Below are 18,825 nucleotides of genomic sequence, written 5' to 3'. Positions count from 1 at the left end.
TTTTACAATAATCCGGCCGTTTTCAAGGCTTTTTCAACTGAGACTTTTCCTGCATCCGTCAATGGCGTCATCGGCAGACGCACGGTGTCATCAGCAATCAAACCCAATTTGTGACATCCCCATTTAACTGGAATCGGGTTAGGTTCAACAAAGAGCTGACGGTGTAAATCCATCAGGCGGTTATTTATCTGACGCGCCTCTGCAAACTGGCCGTTTAATGCCAACTCACAAAACTTAGCAACTTCAGGCGCCGCAATGTTTGCAGTAACAGAAATAACCCCTTTGCCACCAAGCTGGATAAAATCCAACCCACTTGCATCATCACCACTCAATAAGATGAAACTATCATCATTAACCAATTCTTGGATTTGACTAACACGATTTAAGTTCCCTGTAGCTTCTTTAATTGCGACAATATTTTTAATCTTCGCCAAACGCGCTACAGTTGACGGCAGTAGATCACACCCGGTACGAGAAGGCACATTATACAAAATTTGTGGTAAATCCGTATTTTCAGCAATCGTTTTAAAATGCTGATATAAACCTTCCTGCGACGGCTTATTATAATAAGGCGTTACCGTTAGGCAACCAACAACGCCACTGTTTTCAAAACGTTTCGTTAGGGATATTGCCTCAGCAGTCGCATTTGCACCTGTTCCGGCAATAACCGGAATACGCCCATCAGCCAATTCTACGGTTGTCAAAACAACATCACCGTGCTCATCATGACTCAATGTGGCAGATTCTCCAGTTGTCCCTACCGAGACTATCGCTGATGTCCCACTAGCAACATGGTAATCGATTAACGTTTTCAAACTGGCCTTATCAACCTGACCACTCGCATCCATTGGTGTTACCAGCGCAACAATGCTACCTGTAAATCCAAATCTCCCGCTAGACATTACATAACCCCCTATACAAACAAGAGCTCTATGGTACTTTTTAGTCATTCAGAAGGAAACTATTTAACACAGGATTTCGATGAATTTTGTTAATACCAGATAACCTCTGTTAAAAAGAAGTGATAACCAAAGTCATTTGTTGAAATTCAATGATAGGGAATGGGAACACAATAGAGCAACCTTGATGCAATTGACCTTGGCAGTATGGCCTTTTTATGTTTACCTTAACGAAAACACAGCAGAGAAGGAAAAGTGACTTTGCCACAATCAGAACAACATTTTCTCGTTATAACCGCTTTAGGCGCTGACCGCTCTGGTATCGTCAACACCATTACTCGTCTTGTGAGTGAGTGTGGTTGCAACATTGAAGACAGCCGCTTAGCCATGTTTGGCGAGGAATTCACCTTCATTATGCTACTTTCCGGTAGCTGGAACGCTATCACAATGATTGAATCCTCACTGCCACAGAAAGGGGCCGAGCTCGATCTTCTTATCGTAATGAAACGCACAAAGTGCGATGTCCACACAACATTTCCTTCCACGGTTTCCGTTAAGGTTGATGTTGATGATTCAGCCGGCATTGTTGAACAGTTTACCAATCTGTTTACTACACAGGATTTTAATATTGCTGAACTGGTATCAAAAACACAACCACCAGAAGGCGATATCCCTGCTCGGTTGCAGATCCAGATTACCGCCCACAGTCTATTAGAGGATGACGGCATAATTATTAAGCAGGCGTTTAATAAGCTATGTACAGATCTAAATGCACAAGGCAGTATTAGTATTCTTGAACCACTTTAGTTGAAAGATTAAACGGAGAATACAGGATGAACCCATTGAAAGCCGGTGATAAGGCCCCTCAGTTCAGCCTTCCTGACCAAGATGGAGAAACAATCAATTTATCTGATTTCGAAGGCCAGCGTGTTTTAGTCTATTTTTACCCTAAAGCAATGACTCCTGGTTGTACTGTACAAGCCTGTGGTCTGCGCGATGAAATGGATACATTAAAGGAATCAGGTGTTGAAGTGCTAGGCATTAGCACAGATAACCCAAGTAAATTGTCACGCTTTGTGGAGAAAGAAATGCTGAACTTCACATTGTTGTCCGATGAGGATCATCAAGTTGCTGAACAGTTTGGTGTCTGGGGCAAGAAACAATTTATGGGAAAAACCTATGATGGTATCCACCGTATCAGTTTCCTGATCGATACCAACGGTAATATTGAGTACGTTTTTGATAAATTCAAGACCAGTGATCACCACCAAATAGTGGTGGATTATCTGAAACTGCACCCTTAAATAGAAATTTAATCACGCTTATTTAACCACTCAAGATGCTAGGGACAAGTACGGGAGGGATATCACCACCCCGTGCTTCCCCTAATAACGGGTACCAACATCATTAAAAATAGATTTACTCTTTTATTTCATCGTTTTCTGTTATAACTATCTCTTCCGGCCAGGCTTGGATCACCGCTTTAATCAGCGTCGCCAGCGGAATAGCAAAAAATACGCCCCAGAATCCCCACAAACCACCGAAAGTAATCACGGAAAGAATGATTACCAACGGGTGCAAGTTTACGGCTTCAGAGAATAAAATCGGCACCAGCAAGTTACCATCCAGCCCTTGAACAACTAAATAGGCAATAATCAAAGTCCAGAAATCTGTCCCAACTCCCCATTGAAATAACGCAACCAGTACAACAGGAATCGTGACAATCAGCGCACCCACATAAGGAATTAACACTGACAGCCCAACCAAAACAGAAAGCAGCAATGAATAATCCAATCCAAGAAATGCAAACACCGCGTAGGTACAAATACCGACAATCACCATCTCGGTAACTTTACCCCGAATATAGTTAGTGATTTGCTGGTTCATCTCGCGCCATACCTGCCCAGCCAAAATGCGGTTACGTGGCAGGACCCGTTGCAATGCTTGCAACATCTGGTTTTTATCTTTTAGCAAGAAGAAGGCCATCAATGGCACAAGAATCAGATAGATAGCCAGCGTTAACAAACCAATCAATGAAGCCACCGAAAATTTCACCACAGACTCTCCGGCAGTTGAAATCTTACTGCGCAAATTTTCGGCCATCATATCAATGATGCCAGCATCAACCAAAGCCGGATAACGAGCTGGTAATGTCTGGGCATATTCATTAAACCGATTAAGCATATTAGGTATATCTGACAACAGATTAATTCCCTGCTGCCATACAGTTGGCGCCACAATCAAGATGACCAACAAACTAATACCGGAAAAAATAATCAGCACAATACAAACAGCCACTGTGCGCGAACACCCTAGTTTTTCAAGTTTAGCCGTTGGCCATTCCAACAAATAGGCAAGAACAATCGCCACCAGCAAAGGTGTCAAAATGCCATGTAAGAAATAAATAATGCAAAACCCTGCCAACAAGATGACAAATAACGCAATAACTTGCGGATCAGTAAACCGACGGCGATACCACTGTATAATCATATCCAGCATTGACCAGGCTCCTTGATAGCAATATTCATATTTCTATTTTTCTTAAAAATTGTACTAATTGATTAATTTTAAGGTACCCTTGTTTATCATACACTCATTATCTAAAACGATGGTCAAATGAGAGCATTTTTGTTTTATGAAAATAATGTCTAATCAATCTCTGACAGCAATATTAATCAGTACATTATTGCTAACAAGCTCCCCTGTTCTCAGCGCCTCCATTGAAGATTCATTACCGGATATCGGTACCACGGCAGGTTCAATCCTGAGCATCAATCAGGAACTGGCAATGGGAGATTTCTACGTTCGCCAGATGCGTGACAACGCTCCGCTGATTTATGACCCATTATTAACACAATACATCAATGCCCTTGGACAAAGGCTAGTGGCCCATGCGGACTCAGTTAAAACACCTTTCCATTTCTATCTGATTGATAACCCGAATATCAACGCTTATGCTTTCTTTGGCGGTAATGTGGTACTCCATGCCGCACTTTTTCGTTATAGCCGTAATGAAAGCGAGCTTGCTTCGGTAATGGCTCACGAAATTTCCCACGTCACTCAACGCCACTTGGCACGAATGATGGAAGATCAGCAACGTACAGCACCGCTAGCCTGGGCAGGTATGTTGGGTTCTATTCTTTTACTAATGGCTAGTCCACAAGCAGGGATGGCAGCCCTCAGCGGCACTATTGCCGGCGTACAACAAGGCATGATCAGTTTTACTCAATCCAATGAACAGGAAGCTGATCGTATTGGCATGCAGACATTACGTAAAGCTGGCTTTGATCCTCAAGGTATGCCAGATTTTATGCAAATCATGGTAGATCAAACCCGTTACAGTTCTAAGCCACCAGAAATGTTACTCACTCACCCGTTACCTGACAGCCGCCTTGCTGATGCACGTAACCGCGCTAATCAATATCCGGCCCAGAACCTTCCACAATCTCAAGATTTTCTGTTCGCCAGAGTCCGTGTTATGGGCATGTACACCACAGAACAACGCGGCTACCTTGAACAGATTTTAGAAAATTACCGCAGAGGCACAGCTAAAGAACAACTTGCTGCCGCTTATGGCCGGGCAATCTTACTTTCCCAAGATAAAAAATACACTGAGGCACGAGCTATTCTGGAATCACTGTTAGCAAAACAACCGGATAATGTCTGGTTCATTGACACAATGACTGATATCGACATTGAACAGAACCGAATTGCTCAGGCTATTACCCGGTTACAGAACACTTTGCAGAAACAAAAGGACAATTTGGTATTACAGATCAAGCTCGCTAATGCGCTTATTCACGCCAAACAATATCAACAGGCTTTAAAACTGCTCCGCCGCTATACATTCAATAACCCAGATGATCCAAACGGTTGGCACCTGATAGCCGAAGCCGCTGCCAAACAAGGTAAACGCCATGAAGAATTATCAGCGCATGCTGAAGAAATGGCACTTCGAGGTCAGTTTGACAATGCCATCAAATACCTCAGTAGTGCCAGCGCACTCGTAAAATTAGGTAGTGACGATCAAGCACGTTATGATGCTCGTATCGATCAATTACGCCAGCTACAACAGCGTTACAGTCAATACAAACGTTAAGGAATTCTCATGCAACAGGTGACGATTTATCATAATCCCCGCTGCTCAAAAAGCCGTGAAACTTTGGCACTTATTGAAGAACGGGGAATTAAGCCACAGATTATTCTCTATCTGGAGGCTCCTCTCACTGTAGAACAATTATCCGTTCTGCTAGAACAGCTTGATTTTCATGATGCACGCCAATTGATGAGAACGAAAGAAGATCTATACAAGGAGTTGAATCTGGCTGATGAAAAATTCACTCAGCATGATTTACTGAAAGCGATAATTGCTCATCCTAAACTGATTGAACGCCCAATCGTCGTTTGCGGTGATAAAGCCAGACTTGGGCGCCCACCGGAAAAAGTAACAGAAATTCTTGATTGATAAGAATCGATGTGATGATGGTGACATCACCATCATCTTTAAAGGTACAAAATATCCTTCACAAATGGAATCGTCAGCTTGCGCTGGGCAACTATCGAAGCGTGATCTAACTGATTCAATGCCATAAACAGGGTCCGCATTTCTCTGTCTAATCTTTTCAGTAAAAAGCGCCCTACATCTTCCGGCAATTCAAAACCGCGTAACTTAGCTCGCAATTGCAAGGCTTGTAATTTCTCATCATCGGAAAGCGGTTGTAATTTATAAATTTGCCCCCAATCCAGACGAGAAGCCAAATCAGGTAATTTAAGATCTATCTGGCGAGGTGGACGATCACCGCTAATAAGCAAACAAGTACGACCAATCTCCAGAATGCGATTATAAAGATTGAAAATCGCCATTTCCCACTCTTCATCACCAGCAATACACTCAATATTATCAATACAAACCAGTGACAAGTGTTCCATGCCATCAAGCACCTCAGGGATAAAATAGGCACGTTTATCCAGCGGAACATAGCCCACAGCTTCATCTTGCAGGGACAACTCAGCACAGGCGGCATGCAACAAATGACTTCGGCCCCCACTATCACGGGACCAGAAATAAATATAGCTGCCATGCGGCTGATTAATGGCCAATTTGATTGCAGCTAACAAGGTGACATTTTCCCCCGGAAAGAAACTGGCAAAAGTTTCGTCATCGGGAAGATACAAAGGTAACGAAAGCTGCGATGGTGTGTTCAGAAGCACCTCAAACAGAGCTGGTAATAAACGCGAACAAGTTTATCACAGAAAATAGTTATAAATGAACTGTATAGGTAAATAATAAAAAAACTATTTTTAGGATTCAATAAGTTAAATCCGTTTCGGCCCCAGAAGCGCATAATATTTCGTCATAATACAGAACGGCCCGCAAGCACCTGTAAAATATTCCGCATGCAAAAACAGGAAAAATTTAAGTTTTTTAATTCTATATCATTTAAGAAAAAGTCGTCAGATAGCAAGTTTTATTCTTTCTTAAAGAGATCAATGCAATAGCTCTTTACTGATAACAAAGAGACGATGATAGTGGTAATCTTTGTCATAGCCCCAGCAATAATTAGCCCAGGTTACATAGAAGTCATCCCATGATGTAATTAGGTTCAGCGGACGCTCTTCTTTGGTACCATCAGAAACATACACGTGATACTCATTAATACTGATAGCCCAAGCAATCATACGTTCCCAAAACCTACGTCCATCTAATGTTTGCTCACTATCAGATACAATAATGGAGTATCTTTCTAGGAAAAATCTAAAAAACTCTTGTGGCAAACCTCTCACTGCTCCGTCATGTTGAGGAAGGACTGTACGCCACACAAGTATCTGTGTGCATGTTTTTTTTGATGGAACAACATGCTCCATAAATTCCAGCTTCACAGCATAAACCGTCTCAGGCATATCTGCATTAGTCACCAATCTATATTGATTGCCAGAAACAGATGTCAGTAAGCGGTAACCGTATGGAATAACAAATCCAGGCAAAGAAAAGTCTTTCACTCCACGTTCAATGAAAGCCTGCGTGTGTTCTACATTTTTCTCTGTCATGTTAAGTTTAATATTGAAATCTGCTTCAGGGATCAATATTGGCATTTTTTCTTTTACTCTATAATCATTCATTGTCTCCTCCAGCGGTTGTCGGAGTACTTCTGACAAAAAAACCGAAAATCTTTACTTCGACACTACCTTATCACTGGTTACCAATACTCACTGTATTAGCAAAATGGTAAATGATCAATGTCTAACCGAGGTATAAACAAGCACTCACCCTCATTTCATAAGTGAGAAATCTCACTGCAACGTCCTACATAACTTGACATTTTCACACTCTGTACAATCCAAATGAAGATCACATTCTATCGCTATTCTTTAAACTATTCTTGATTAATATGCGAACAAAATCGCAACATATTTAACATAAGTTGCTAGTCTTAATAAAAAGTGAAAGCTCTCATTAACCACTTATCCCATAAGAAACGATATAACAAACTGGAGACTGAGCAATGAAAAAAATCCTATTGTGTTGTGCGGCCGGTATGTCCACCAGCATGTTGGTACAACGTATGCAAGCAGAAGTGATAAAACGGGCATTGGACATTGAAATCAAGGCTGTCCCCACGGTTGAATTAGAACACCTGATAGCCGACGCTGACGTTGTTTTACTCGGCCCACAGGTGAGGTATCAATTGGCCCATTTTTCCGCTATCGCCAAACCACTCGGTAAACCAATAGACATTATTGACATGATGGATTATGGCACTCTTCGTGGTGATAAGGTTCTCGATAAGGCATTAAGCCTGCTGGAATAAGCAATTTCATCATCACGCGGAGTACCCCATGAGTCTCTATACCTCTTTTATGCGTGCCTTAGAAAACCACATTATCCCGTTTGCCGGGCGAATCGGTAACCAGCGGCATATTACAGCAATGCGTGACGGCTTTATCTCAGCCATGCCATTTTTGATCATCGGCAGCATGATGTTAATTGTGGCAAACCCACCCTTCGATTTACAGACCACATCCTCATTCGGCCAGGCTTGGTTGTCCTTTGCTAAAACGCACTGGGATACCATCACAATGCCTTACTTTATGACGATGGGATTAATGAGTATCTTTGTTTCGGTCGGCACCGCCTACAGTTTAGCTAAATCCTACGGTCTGGACGGGTTAACTTCTGCTTTACTGTCACTAATGGCGTTTTTGCTAGCAGCAGCACCACAGATAGAAAACAAAATAGCACTCGATTTCCTCGGTGGCACGGGGGTATTTACCGCATTAATTTGCGCTATCTGGTCAGTTGAACTAACGCGTTTACTAAAAAAATATAACATCACCATCCGAATGCCAACACAAGTACCACCAGCAATTGCCCGTTCTTTTGAACTTCTGTACCCAGTCATAGGTATCTTGTTGACAGTTTATCCTGCCAGCTTGTTATTGCAGAGTGAATTCAACCTACTTATTCCTGCGGCTATAATGCAAATGTTCCAACCCCTCATTTCCGTCGGTGATACTCTGCCTGCCATTATACTAGCGCTACTCATTGCTAACTTACTGTGGTTTGCCGGTATTCATGGTGCCAACATCGTTACTGGCTTGATGGCCCCTATTTTTATGGCAAATATTGCTACTAATGCAACATTAATGGCCCAAAGTACTGCTGCAACACAAATTATCACAGATCCTTACTGGTCGTTTTATATCTGTATTGGCGGCTCTGGTTCTACGTTGGTTCTGGCGATTCTGTATCTGCGCAGCCGCTCTATACATTTGCGTACTATCGGAAAACTGAGCGTGGTTCCATCCATATTCAATATTAACGAACCACTGCTGTTTGGTTCACCGATTGTGATGAATCCAACCTTATTTATACCACTATTGGTTGTGCCATTGGTCAATGCTGTATTGTCCTACAGCACCCTGCATCTTGACCTGGTGCATAAAATGGTCGCCATTTCGCCCTGGACTACACCGGCACCATTCGGCGCAATGATTTCTGCCGCCTGGGATTACCGCGCGGCAGTGCTGGTTATCGTATTAATGATAATCGATCTCTTTATCTGGTATCCCTTCTTCAAAATTTACGAAAAACAATTAGTCAATGAAGAAGTTAAACAACAAGAAGGTACGGTATCTACTGGTGTAGAAACTCAATCCCAACCATAAATTTGGAACATTTACACATGAATTTAGAACAACCTATTGATTTAGAACAAACTATTGTAGAACTGCTGGTTCATGCCGGAAGCGCACGCAGTCATGCACTAATAGCATTACAACATGCCAGAAACGGTGACTTTCAAACAGCACAAACACTGATGGCTGAATCCCAACAGGTAATCAAAGAAGCGCACACCATTCAAACCACTCTGATCGGATTAGATGAAGGCTGCGGTAAATTACCTGTCAATCTCATCACCATCCATGCGCAAGATCATTTAATGAACGCAATGGTTATTCAAGATCTTGCCAGCGATATGATTGAACTCTATCGCCGAATATCATCACAAGAGGAAAAAATATGAAACAAATCAAAATAGCCGTTATTGGTGGCGGTAGCAGCTACACCCCCGAATTAGTCGAAGGGCTTATTCAACACAAAAAAAACATTCCACTATCTGAACTGGCATTAGTTGACATTGACAGTGGAAAACAAAAAGTAGAAATTATCGCCGCGCTTACTCGCCGTATGTTAGTTCGTCACGGCATGGAACACGTTATCGTCAGCATCCATTTCACACCAGATAATGCCATTCGCGGTGCCAGTTTTATTTTAACTCAACTACGTGTCGGCCAGCTTCCGGCTCGCGCCGCGGACGAGCGTCTGGGGTTAAAATATGGCTTGATCGGTCAGGAAACTACCGGCGTAGGCGGCTTTGCCAAAGCATTACGTACCATCCCCGTTTTGCTAGATATCGCCCACAAAGTTGAGCAACTTGCACCAGACGCATGGATGATTAACTTCACCAATCCAGCCGGGATCGTTACCGAAGCGATTTCCCGCTATAGCAAAGCAAAAATTATCGGCCTATGTAATGTCCCGGTCACAATGCATCACATGATAGCTAATATGCTACAACGCCCTTATCAGGATGTGCAGTTACGCTTTGCCGGGCTGAATCATATGGTCTGGGTGCATCAAGTACTGGTTTCAGGTCAGGATAAAACTCAACAGGTACTTGATATGCTATGCAATGGTGCAGCCTTAACCATGAATAATATTAAAGAGGCACCCTGGCCTCCGCCACTACTCAAGGCATTAGGCGCAATCCCCTGCCCTTATCACCGCTACTTCTACCAAACCCGCAATATGTTACAGGAAGAGCGCGAAGCCGCTGTCGGACAAGGCACTCGGGCAGAACAGGTCATGAAAGTAGAACAGGAACTATTTGAACTGTATGCTGATCTAGAACTTGATCACAAACCAGAACAACTCAGTTTCCGCGGTGGTTCATTCTATTCTGAGGTTGCACTGGATCTGATTTGCGCCATTCATAACAATCTCGATAGCCAATTAGTAGTCAATACCACAAACCACGGGGCTATTCGGGGTTTGCCGGACGATGCCGTCATTGAAACCAATTGTGTTATTAATGCGAAAGGCGCCCACCCGCTAACGTTTGGCCGCCTGCCTGACAGTATGTATTCTCTGACACAACAGATAAAAACCTATGAACGCTTAACAATCAAAGCAGCAGTTCATGGCGACCGCAATGCTGCACTGTTAGCACTGATCACCAATCCATTGGTTGCCGATGTAGATATTGCTTCACCACTGTTAGATGACGTATTGACGATAAACCGTGATTATCTGCCACAATTTCGATGAATAAACAGCAATTAATTTGAAATTAGGATCGGAATAAAGTTAAAGAGATACCCATTATTGCCAACTAATACTGGTATCGTTAATTGATTTTGTCACTTTTTTTGCGGTGCAATACGCAATTATTTCTCACACTAAGTTAAAACAGGAGAGTCTGTATTATACTGCGATGAAATCAATTGATTGAAGATTACAGATTTAACCGGAGCTGTTTTTTCGAAGTCTCATTTGATGCAAAAAACAACTTATACCTTATGGATTTCAAGATGCATCGCGACGGCAAAGGAACGAATCCCCGGGAGCATAGATAACTATGTGACCGGGGTGAGTGAGTGCAGCCAACAAAGAGGCAACTTGAAAGATGACGGGTATAGATAATAACACGCTATTTGAGAGGTATCCTACAAATAACCATAATCAGATGATAAGGATTATGTACGCAGTTGAAAGGCTGATTAATGAGCACTATAATGCGGTTAGCCCTAGTGGATACATTTTGCTAGCCGCAGATGAGCGACTGAACAAGGTCTATAAACGATATATTAATCGATTTGTGACACAAAACGGCTTTACCATGACAGATAAGTTAGCTCCAAACGGGAGGGGTTATGTCATATATACATAACGAACAAGCTGAAAAAGAAAATCTTGAACTCGAAAGAGCAGTAGCTAAAAAAGCTGAACGTATGAGAGTGGCTTACAGCGCCCTAAAAAAATCCAAAAGAGAGGGTACTGTTCAATATCTCAATGAAAAACGAAACTGGTACGTAGTCCGATAAACACTTGAAGGGAGCTTTTCGCTCCTTTTTTACTCCACAATAAACAAACTACTTATACCTAATAGATTTCGAGTTGCAGCGCGGCGGCAAGTGAACGAATCCCCAGGAGCATAGATAACTATGTGACTGGGGTGAGTGAAAGCCGCCAACAAAGCAGCAGCTTGAAAGATGACGGGTATAGTAGATACTCATACTAATTAATGTACATTTATAGAGACGTAGAAATGCGCATTCAAGCAGTTTTGCAAAAATGGGGAAACAGTATTGCTCTGCGATTATCGGGAAATCTGAAAACGATACCTAATCTTGAAACAGGTGATATCGTAAACATTAATATCAGTGAAGAAGGATTAATTATTCGAAAAGCCGTCAAGAAACGATTAACCGAGTCTGACTTATTAAATAGCTTATCCGCTTATACTGCGCATGCTGATGAACTGGCAGTTCCGAATCACAAGGAGCTCAATTACTGATGTTTGTTCCTAAACGTGGAGATATTTGTTGGCTTGCTTTCAAACAAAATCTCCCTTACGAATAAAATGATAACCATCATCCCCACCTGTTCATAATGAAAATGACTCCAAGCAGGGAGAAATCAGTTCAAGTTTATTGCCCTGTTATTTACCGTGCTTAACAGACTCAACGGAAGATTCAATATACCGTTCTTCTGGGCGAAAGACAGCAATCAGACGGAAAATCAAACTTATACCGATACCGACAATCGTTGCCAGCGCCATGCCTTTGAGTTCAGCAACACCGATATTAATTTTCGCCCCACTGACACCAATGATAAGAATAACGGAAGTCAGGATAAGATTTTGTGCTTTATTGTAATCCACTTTGGAATCAATCAACACCCGAATACCTGACGCGCCAATAACCCCATAAAGCAACAGCGAGACACCACCCATGACCGGAACCGGCACGGCTTGAATTACCGCCGCCAGTTTACCGACGCAGGAGAGCAGAATCGCCACTACCGCAGCGCCCCCAATAACCCAGGTACTGTAAACTTTGGTAATTGCCATGACGCCAATATTCTCGCCATAAGTCGTATTCGGCGTTGAACCAAAGCAACCGGAAATCACGGTTGAAAAACCATTTGCGAACATAGAACGATGCAACCCCGGCTCTTTTAGCAAATCTTTCTTTACAATATTCGCCGTTACAACCAAATGACCAACATGTTCAGCTATGACAACCAGCGCCGCAGGCAAGATTGTCATAATAGCGAACCATTCAAAACGTGGTGTATAAAAAGTTGGCAATGCAAACCACGGTGCTTCACGTACCGGCGTCAGGTCAACTACGCCCATCAGGAACGCCAATGCATAACCTACCAATACGCCAATGAGAATCGGGATGATAGCCAGGAATCCTCGGAACATAACTGAACCAAGAACGGTTACCGCCAACGTTACCAGAGAAATGGTCAATGTTGTTGAATCAACATCGGCACCTTCTGCCGGACGCAAACCCGCCATATCAGCCGCCACACCCGCCAGTTCCAGACCGATAACAGCAACAATCGCCCCCATTGCCGCAGGGGGAAACAGCACATTAATCCAACTTCGCCCTGCCACCTTAACAATCAGTGAAACCAGACAAAATAGCACACCGCACAGAATAAACCCTCCCAGAGCCAATTCATATCCCAGAGGCAACAACAATAAGACCGGTGAAATAAAAGCAAAGCTCGATCCCAAATACGCCGGAACCTTTCCTTTACAAATCACCAGATACAACAATGTACCGATACCATTAAATAGCAGAACTGTCGCCGGGTTGATTTTAAACAAAATCGGCACCAATACCGTCGCACCAAACATAGCAAAAAGATGTTGGAAGCTGAGTGGAATAGTCTGTAAAAAAGGAGGCCGCTCATCTACCCCTATAATGCGACGGGTCATCTTATTTATCCTCTTAATATTATCGCGTCAGAACCAAAAAAAGCCGACTTAAAAGTCGGCTAGCTAACCTATTATTTCGTACCAAATATTTTATCGCCTGCATCCCCCAAGCCAGGCACAATGTATCCCTGTTCATTGAGTCTTTCATCAATAGAAGCCGTATACAGTTCCACATCGGGATGGGCTTTTTCCAGCGCGGCAATACCTTCGGGAGCAGCCACCAAAACCAGCACTTTAATCGACTGACAACCTGCTTTTTTCAATAAATCGACAGTTGCAATCATGGAACCACCGGTTGCCAACATGGGGTCAACCACCAGCGCCATACGTTCATCAATATTGGAAGCCAGTTTCTGGAAATAAGGGACAGGTTCTAAGGTTTCTTCATTACGATAAACCCCTACGACGCTGATCCGGGCACTGGGAACATTCTCCAATACACCATCCATCATACCCAATCCCGCACGCAGAATCGGTACGACGGTTATTTTTTTACCTTTAATCTGCTCAACTGCTACTGGGCCACACCAGCCATCAATAGTGACTTTTTCTGTTTCTAAATCAGCAGTTGCTTCATAAGTCAAAAGGCTTCCAACTTCTGCGGCCAGTTCACGAAAGCGTTTGGTGCTGATATCATTCGCTCGCATCAGGCCGAGTTTATGTTTAACAAGAGGGTGATTCACCTCAACGATCTTCATGGACCTCTCCTACTGTATGTCATGTCGCCAGCAGACAAAAAAACCGCGAGATTATACCTTCTTTTACCCATAACACCACTACCAATCCGTTGATTTTCATCAAACATAGCCCAGCTTGCCGAGAACTGAGATCCTAAACAAGAGTCTCGCAAACGTTTGCTTAGACTGTTAGAATTGTTACTATTCTGTCTTAATTTATCAAACGCAACCGCCTTGGGGGCTTCGAGTGACCAACAAAACCTCTCTCAGTTATAAAGATGCTGGTGTCGATATCGACGCCGGTAATGCCTTAGTCAACCGTATTAAAGGTGTTGTAAAACAGACCCGTCGCCCAGAAGTGATGGGCGGTTTAGGTGGATTTGGCGCTTTATGTGCATTACCACAAAAATACCGCGAGCCAATTCTGGTTTCTGGTACTGATGGCGTGGGTACCAAGTTGCGTCTGGCAATGGATCTCAAACGCCATGACACGATTGGTATTGACTTAGTTGCAATGTGCGTCAATGACCTGGTTGTTCAAGGTGCAGAACCCCTGTTTTTCCTTGATTACTATGCCACCGGGAAACTGGATGTTGATACGGCTGCCAGCGTTATCAGCGGTATCGCAGAAGGCTGTCAATTATCCGGCTGTGCTCTGGTTGGTGGCGAAACCGCAGAAATGCCGGGGATGTACCACGGTGAAGATTATGATGTTGCCGGCTTCTGCGTTGGCGTGGTTGAAAAATCAGAAATCATTGATGGCAGTAAAGTTCAGGCGGGTGATGCCTTGATTGCCCTCGCCGCCAGTGGCCCTCACTCAAACGGCTATTCTCTGATACGCAAAATTCTGGCCGTCAGCAACACCGATCCAGAAGCAACAGAGCTTGAAGGTAAATCACTGGCCGATCACCTGCTCGCCCCGACAAAAATTTATGTGAAATCTCTTTTATCCTTGATTGAACAGGTTGATGTTCACGCTATTGCTCATCTAACCGGTGGCGGTTTCTGGGAAAATATTCCGCGTGTCCTGCCTGAAAATACCCAAGCACAGATTAACGAATCCAGTTGGCAATGGCCGGCCATATTTAATTGGCTGCAACAGACTGGCAACGTTAGCCGTCATGAAATGTACCGCACATTCAACTGTGGTGTCGGGATGGTAATTGCATTACCACCAACAGAAGTTGAGCACGCGCTTGAATTACTTAATACCGCCGGTGAAAAAGCCTGGCAAATCGGTACTATCGCAACTCTGAAAGAGGGTGAACAACAGGTTGTTATTCAATGAAAAATATCGTTGTACTCATCTCTGGCAGTGGCAGCAATCTCCAAGCGGTGATTGACGCCTGCCAGCAGAACAGAATCAATGGGCAGGTTTGCGCGGTATTGAGCAATACCGCAAATGCTTACGGTCTGTTACGCGCTAAACAGACGGATATTCCCACCCATGTTATTAGCCCGAAAAACTATGCAGATCGTCAGGCTTATGATGAAGCGCTAAAACACGCGATTGATCAGTATCAACCAGATTTGCTGGTCCTCGCGGGTTATATGCGTATTCTGACGCCAGATTTTGTGCAACACTATCTTGGCCGCTTGTTAAACATTCATCCTTCTCTATTACCCAAATATCCTGGCCTGCATACTCACCGCAAAGCGATAGAAAACGGAGATACAGAACACGGCACTTCCGTCCATTTTGTCACAGAAGAGTTGGATGGCGGCCCGGTGATCCTACAAGCTAAAGTGCCTATTTTTGCCGGTGATCAGGAAAATGAGGTTGTTAAACGGGTTCAAACTCAGGAACACAGCATCTATCCATTAGTTATCAACTGGTTTGTCGAAGGGCGCCTAAGTATGGTTAATGGCAAAGCGTATCTGGATGGAAAGATTCTCCCTCCAGAAGGCTATGCCGCAGAATAATCTATTTATTAACGGCTAATTACAGTACAGTGCTGTGGTAACATACCCGGCACTGCGAACTATTATTAATTATGTTCCTTTTTTATTAAAAACACTGAGGTGTCAAATGTCTGGTGGTTCTCATACTCCACCTGTTAGGTTACGCCCCCTTGAGCGGGAAGATCTGCCTTTTATCCATCAATTAGATAACAATGCTAGCGTCATGCGTTACTGGTTCGAAGAACCTTATGAAGCTTTCGTTGAACTGTGCGATCTCTATGACAAACATATTCACGACCAGAGCGAGCGCCGATTTATTATCGCAAGTTCTGACGCCAAAGTTGGTTTGGTTGAATTAGTCGAAATCGACTATATCCACCGCCGGTCAGAATTTCAGATTATCATCGATCCCGCCTATCAGGGCCAAGGCCATGCAACCAAAGCGGCAAAACTGGCAATGGAATATGCATTTTCCGTACTTAATCTGTATAAACTCTACCTGATTGTTGATAAAGAGAATATCAAGGCCATTCACATCTATAATAAGCTAGGTTTCTATATTGAGGGCGAATTAATAGACGAATTCTTTATTAATGGCAGTTACCGCACAGCCATTCGCATGTGCGTTTTCCAACATCAATATTTTGCATCCAAGGAAGATGAAAAAATGAGTCAACAATTACAGACCATAATATAGCGACAAACGACGCCCCGTCGTATTCAAAGTTTTAATACTTTTACCTCAACACCTGGAGTAACAATGTCCCAAGACAGGCTCTATACCGAGAAAGAACTTAGTTGGTTATCATTCAACGAACGTGTGCTTCAAGAAGCAGCGGATAAGAGCAATCCATTAATAGAACGGATGCGGTTCCTTGGTATTTACTCCAATAATCTGGATGAATTTTACAAAGTCCGTTTTGCTGATGTGAAACGGCGGATATTAATTAATGAAGAACGAGGATCGGCCACTAGCGCTCGGAATGTATTGAAAAAAATTCAGGCTAAAGTGGCTAAAACCGATCAAGAATTTGATGTACTGTACAATGAATTGCTACTAGAAATAGCTCGCAATCAAATTTTTCTCATCAATGAACGACAAATTTCACCCAATCAACAAATCTGGTTACGTCAATATTTTCGTCAACATCTGCGGCTACACATTACGCCAATTCTGATCAATCCAGAAACCAACCTGGTTGAATTTCTGAAAGATGATTACACTTATCTGGCAGTTGAAATTGTCCACGGCCAGAATATTCAATATGCGCTATTGGAAATTCCGTCAGATAAGGTGCCACGTTTTGTTAACTTGCCGCCTGAAATGCCACACCGCCGCAAGTCAATGATCCTGCTAGACAATATTATGCGTTATTGTCTTGATGAAATTTTCAAAGGCTTTTTCGATTATGATTCACTGAACGCCTATTCAATGAAAATGACCCGTGATTCTGAATATGATTTAGCAACAGAGATGGAATCAAGCTTGCTCGAACTGATGTCATCCACGCTGAAACAACGGCTGACAGCGGAACCAGTAAGACTCGTTTATCAGCGAGAAATGCCAGATGAAATGGTGGAATTACTGCGTAGCAAACTTGGCTTATCAAACAATGACTCGGTGATTGCTGGCGGACGCTATCACAATTTTAAAGATTTCATTAAATTCCCCAACGAGGGGAAGAGAAATCTACTCAATAAACCTTTGCCGAGATTACGACACACCTGGTTTGATAATTTTCGCAATGGTTTTGATGCGATTCGTGAACAAGATGTGCTGCTCTATTATCCCTACCACACCTTTGAACATGTGCTGGAATTATTACGCCAGGCTTCTTTCGACCCAAGTGTACTTTCCATCAAGATCAATATTTATCGAGTAGCAAAAGACTCCCGCATTATTGATTCCATGATCCATGCTGCCCATAACGGTAAAAAAGTGACCGTTGTAGTTGAATTACAGGCACGATTTGATGAAGAAGCCAATATTCATTGGGCCAAACGGCTAACCGAAGCGGGTGTACATGTTATTTTCTCAGCACCGGGACTAAAAATTCACGCAAAACTGTTTTTTATTTCCCGTCTGGAAGGTGAGGAAATTGTTCGCTATGCCCATATTGGTACCGGTAATTTTAATGAAAAAACGGCTCGCCTCTACACCGACTACTCCTTGCTGACAGCAAATCCCCAAATTACTAACGAAGTGCGCCGGGTATTCAACTTTATTGAGAATCCCTACCGCCCGGTCAAATTTGAAAACCTGATGGTTTCGCCGCAAAATTCCCGCGCAATGCTCAACCAGCTTATTTCACAGGAAATCGCCAACGCCAGAGCGAATAAACCCGCAGGTATTACGTTAAAGATTAATAATCTGGTTGATAAAGAGCTGGTGGACCGCCTATACGACGCTTCGGAAGCGGGGGTAAAAATACGTCTACTGATACGGGGTATGTGTTCACTGGTACCCAACCAGCCAGAATTTAGCGAAAATATTCAAATCACCAGTATTGTTGACCGTTTTCTCGAACATGATCGAGTTTACGTATTCACTAATGACGGAGACGAAAAAGTCTTTCTCTCGTCTGCTGATTGGATGACCCGTAATATCGACTACCGAATTGAAGTTGCGGTTTGCCTGCTTGATCCACAATTGAAACAACGGGTACTGGACATTCTCGAATTACAATTCAACGATACGGTAAAAGCCCGTTACGTTGATAAAGAGCTGAGCAATAGTTATGTGCCACGGGGTAATAAGCGGAAAATCCGGGCACAACTGGCTATTTATGACTATATAAAAGCCCTCGAACAACCTGAACCAAGAGCTTAATT

20 protein-coding genes are annotated in these 18,825 nt (G+C 43.1%); 14 read left to right on the top strand and 6 right to left on the bottom strand.

Annotated features, from left to right (window positions below; genetic code table 11):
- Positions 1-2 precede the first annotated feature (2 nt).
- Positions 3-902 (bottom strand): 4-hydroxy-tetrahydrodipicolinate synthase, encoded by a 900-nt coding sequence (gene dapA, locus KZ793_RS02435; RefSeq protein WP_225813179.1) that lies wholly within the window; start codon positions 900-902, stop codon positions 3-5.
- Positions 903-1,160: 258 nt separating this feature from the next.
- Here dapA and KZ793_RS02430 point away from each other — a divergent pair, with 258 nt between their 5' ends.
- Together KZ793_RS02430 and bcp are read left to right on the top strand one after the other, a co-directional pair.
- On the top strand, positions 1,161-1,706 hold the full coding sequence (locus KZ793_RS02430) for a glycine cleavage system transcriptional repressor (RefSeq protein WP_118986994.1): 546 nt from the start codon (positions 1,161-1,163) through the stop codon (positions 1,704-1,706).
- Between the two features lie 26 nt (positions 1,707-1,732).
- On the top strand, positions 1,733-2,203 hold the full coding sequence (bcp, locus tag KZ793_RS02425) for a thioredoxin-dependent thiol peroxidase (protein WP_112877704.1): 471 nt from the start codon (positions 1,733-1,735) through the stop codon (positions 2,201-2,203).
- 115 nt (positions 2,204-2,318) lie between these two features.
- Here bcp and KZ793_RS02420 read toward each other — a convergent pair whose 3' ends face one another.
- A complete protein-coding gene (locus KZ793_RS02420) occupies positions 2,319-3,398 on the bottom strand; it encodes an AI-2E family transporter (protein ID WP_225813178.1) in 1,080 nt (359 codons plus the stop codon).
- Between the two features lie 136 nt (positions 3,399-3,534).
- On the opposite strand from KZ793_RS02420, the gene bepA reads away from it, so the two are divergent.
- Both bepA and arsC read left to right on the top strand, forming a co-directional pair.
- Positions 3,535-4,998: a beta-barrel assembly-enhancing protease gene (gene bepA, locus KZ793_RS02415; RefSeq protein ID WP_225813176.1), complete on the top strand. Its 1,464-nt coding sequence runs from the start codon at positions 3,535-3,537 to the stop codon at positions 4,996-4,998.
- 9 nt (positions 4,999-5,007) lie between these two features.
- Positions 5,008-5,364, top strand: coding sequence for an arsenate reductase (glutaredoxin) (gene arsC / locus KZ793_RS02410; protein ID WP_225813175.1), 357 nt, complete (start codon positions 5,008-5,010; stop codon positions 5,362-5,364).
- Between the two features lie 38 nt (positions 5,365-5,402).
- On the opposite strand, the gene hda is transcribed toward arsC, so the two are convergent.
- Both hda and KZ793_RS02400 read right to left on the bottom strand, forming a co-directional pair.
- Positions 5,403-6,110: a DnaA inactivator Hda gene (gene hda / locus KZ793_RS02405; RefSeq protein WP_225813173.1), complete on the bottom strand. Its 708-nt coding sequence runs from the start codon at positions 6,108-6,110 to the stop codon at positions 5,403-5,405.
- Between the two features lie 276 nt (positions 6,111-6,386).
- The gene (locus tag KZ793_RS02400) at positions 6,387-7,019 is read right to left on the bottom strand and encodes a hypothetical protein (protein ID WP_225813171.1); all 633 of its coding nucleotides are present in this window, start codon (positions 7,017-7,019) and stop codon (positions 6,387-6,389) included.
- A gap of 383 nt (positions 7,020-7,402) precedes the next feature.
- Here KZ793_RS02400 and KZ793_RS02395 point away from each other — a divergent pair, with 383 nt between their 5' ends.
- The 6 genes from KZ793_RS02395 (at position 7,403) to KZ793_RS02370 (ending at position 11,977) form a co-directional block, all read left to right on the top strand.
- The gene (locus KZ793_RS02395; RefSeq protein WP_118987000.1) at positions 7,403-7,708 is read left to right on the top strand and encodes a PTS sugar transporter subunit IIB; all 306 of its coding nucleotides are present in this window, start codon (positions 7,403-7,405) and stop codon (positions 7,706-7,708) included.
- A gap of 28 nt (positions 7,709-7,736) precedes the next feature.
- On the top strand, positions 7,737-9,065 hold the full coding sequence (locus tag KZ793_RS02390; protein WP_225813169.1) for a PTS sugar transporter subunit IIC: 1,329 nt from the start codon (positions 7,737-7,739) through the stop codon (positions 9,063-9,065).
- Between the two features lie 17 nt (positions 9,066-9,082).
- A complete protein-coding gene (locus KZ793_RS02385) occupies positions 9,083-9,424 on the top strand; it encodes a PTS lactose/cellobiose transporter subunit IIA (protein WP_225813167.1) in 342 nt (113 codons plus the stop codon).
- A complete protein-coding gene (locus KZ793_RS02380; protein ID WP_225813165.1) occupies positions 9,421-10,728 on the top strand; it encodes a 6-phospho-beta-glucosidase in 1,308 nt (435 codons plus the stop codon). Before KZ793_RS02385 ends, KZ793_RS02380 begins: the two co-directional genes overlap by 4 nt.
- Before the next feature lie 605 nt (positions 10,729-11,333).
- Complete coding sequence (locus KZ793_RS02375; RefSeq protein ID WP_225813163.1) at positions 11,334-11,504, top strand: hypothetical protein; 171 nt, start codon at positions 11,334-11,336, stop codon at positions 11,502-11,504.
- A gap of 224 nt (positions 11,505-11,728) precedes the next feature.
- The gene (locus tag KZ793_RS02370; protein ID WP_225813162.1) at positions 11,729-11,977 is read left to right on the top strand and encodes an AbrB/MazE/SpoVT family DNA-binding domain-containing protein; all 249 of its coding nucleotides are present in this window, start codon (positions 11,729-11,731) and stop codon (positions 11,975-11,977) included.
- A 144-nt stretch (positions 11,978-12,121) separates the two neighbouring features.
- Here the strand turns inward: KZ793_RS02370 and uraA are convergent, their stop codons facing one another.
- On the bottom strand, positions 12,122-13,414 hold the full coding sequence (uraA, locus tag KZ793_RS02365) for a uracil permease (RefSeq protein WP_225813160.1): 1,293 nt from the start codon (positions 13,412-13,414) through the stop codon (positions 12,122-12,124).
- A gap of 71 nt (positions 13,415-13,485) precedes the next feature.
- Positions 13,486-14,112 (bottom strand): uracil phosphoribosyltransferase, encoded by a 627-nt coding sequence (upp, locus tag KZ793_RS02360; protein WP_225813159.1) that lies wholly within the window; start codon positions 14,110-14,112, stop codon positions 13,486-13,488.
- Between the two features lie 226 nt (positions 14,113-14,338).
- Here upp and purM point away from each other — a divergent pair, with 226 nt between their 5' ends.
- From purM to ppk1, 4 genes are all read left to right on the top strand, one after another.
- On the top strand, positions 14,339-15,379 hold the full coding sequence (gene purM / locus KZ793_RS02355) for a phosphoribosylformylglycinamidine cyclo-ligase (protein ID WP_225813156.1): 1,041 nt from the start codon (positions 14,339-14,341) through the stop codon (positions 15,377-15,379).
- Positions 15,376-16,014 carry a phosphoribosylglycinamide formyltransferase gene (gene purN, locus KZ793_RS02350; RefSeq protein ID WP_225813154.1) on the top strand — a complete coding sequence of 213 codons (639 nt, stop codon included), beginning with the start codon at positions 15,376-15,378 and terminating at the stop codon, positions 16,012-16,014. The genes purM and purN overlap by 4 nt, the downstream gene beginning before the upstream one ends.
- A 106-nt stretch (positions 16,015-16,120) precedes the next feature.
- A complete protein-coding gene (gene speG / locus KZ793_RS02345; RefSeq protein WP_225813152.1) occupies positions 16,121-16,690 on the top strand; it encodes a spermidine N1-acetyltransferase in 570 nt (189 codons plus the stop codon).
- A 63-nt stretch (positions 16,691-16,753) separates the two neighbouring features.
- Positions 16,754-18,823 carry a polyphosphate kinase 1 gene (gene ppk1 / locus KZ793_RS02340; protein WP_225813150.1) on the top strand — a complete coding sequence of 690 codons (2,070 nt, stop codon included), beginning with the start codon at positions 16,754-16,756 and terminating at the stop codon, positions 18,821-18,823.
- Positions 18,824-18,825: the final 2 nt, after the last annotated feature.

It is taken from the genome of Photorhabdus antumapuensis, assembly GCF_020387775.1.
Classification (GTDB): domain Bacteria; phylum Pseudomonadota; class Gammaproteobacteria; order Enterobacterales; family Enterobacteriaceae; genus Photorhabdus; species Photorhabdus antumapuensis.
This window is presented reverse-complemented; position numbering and strand designations above follow the sequence as displayed.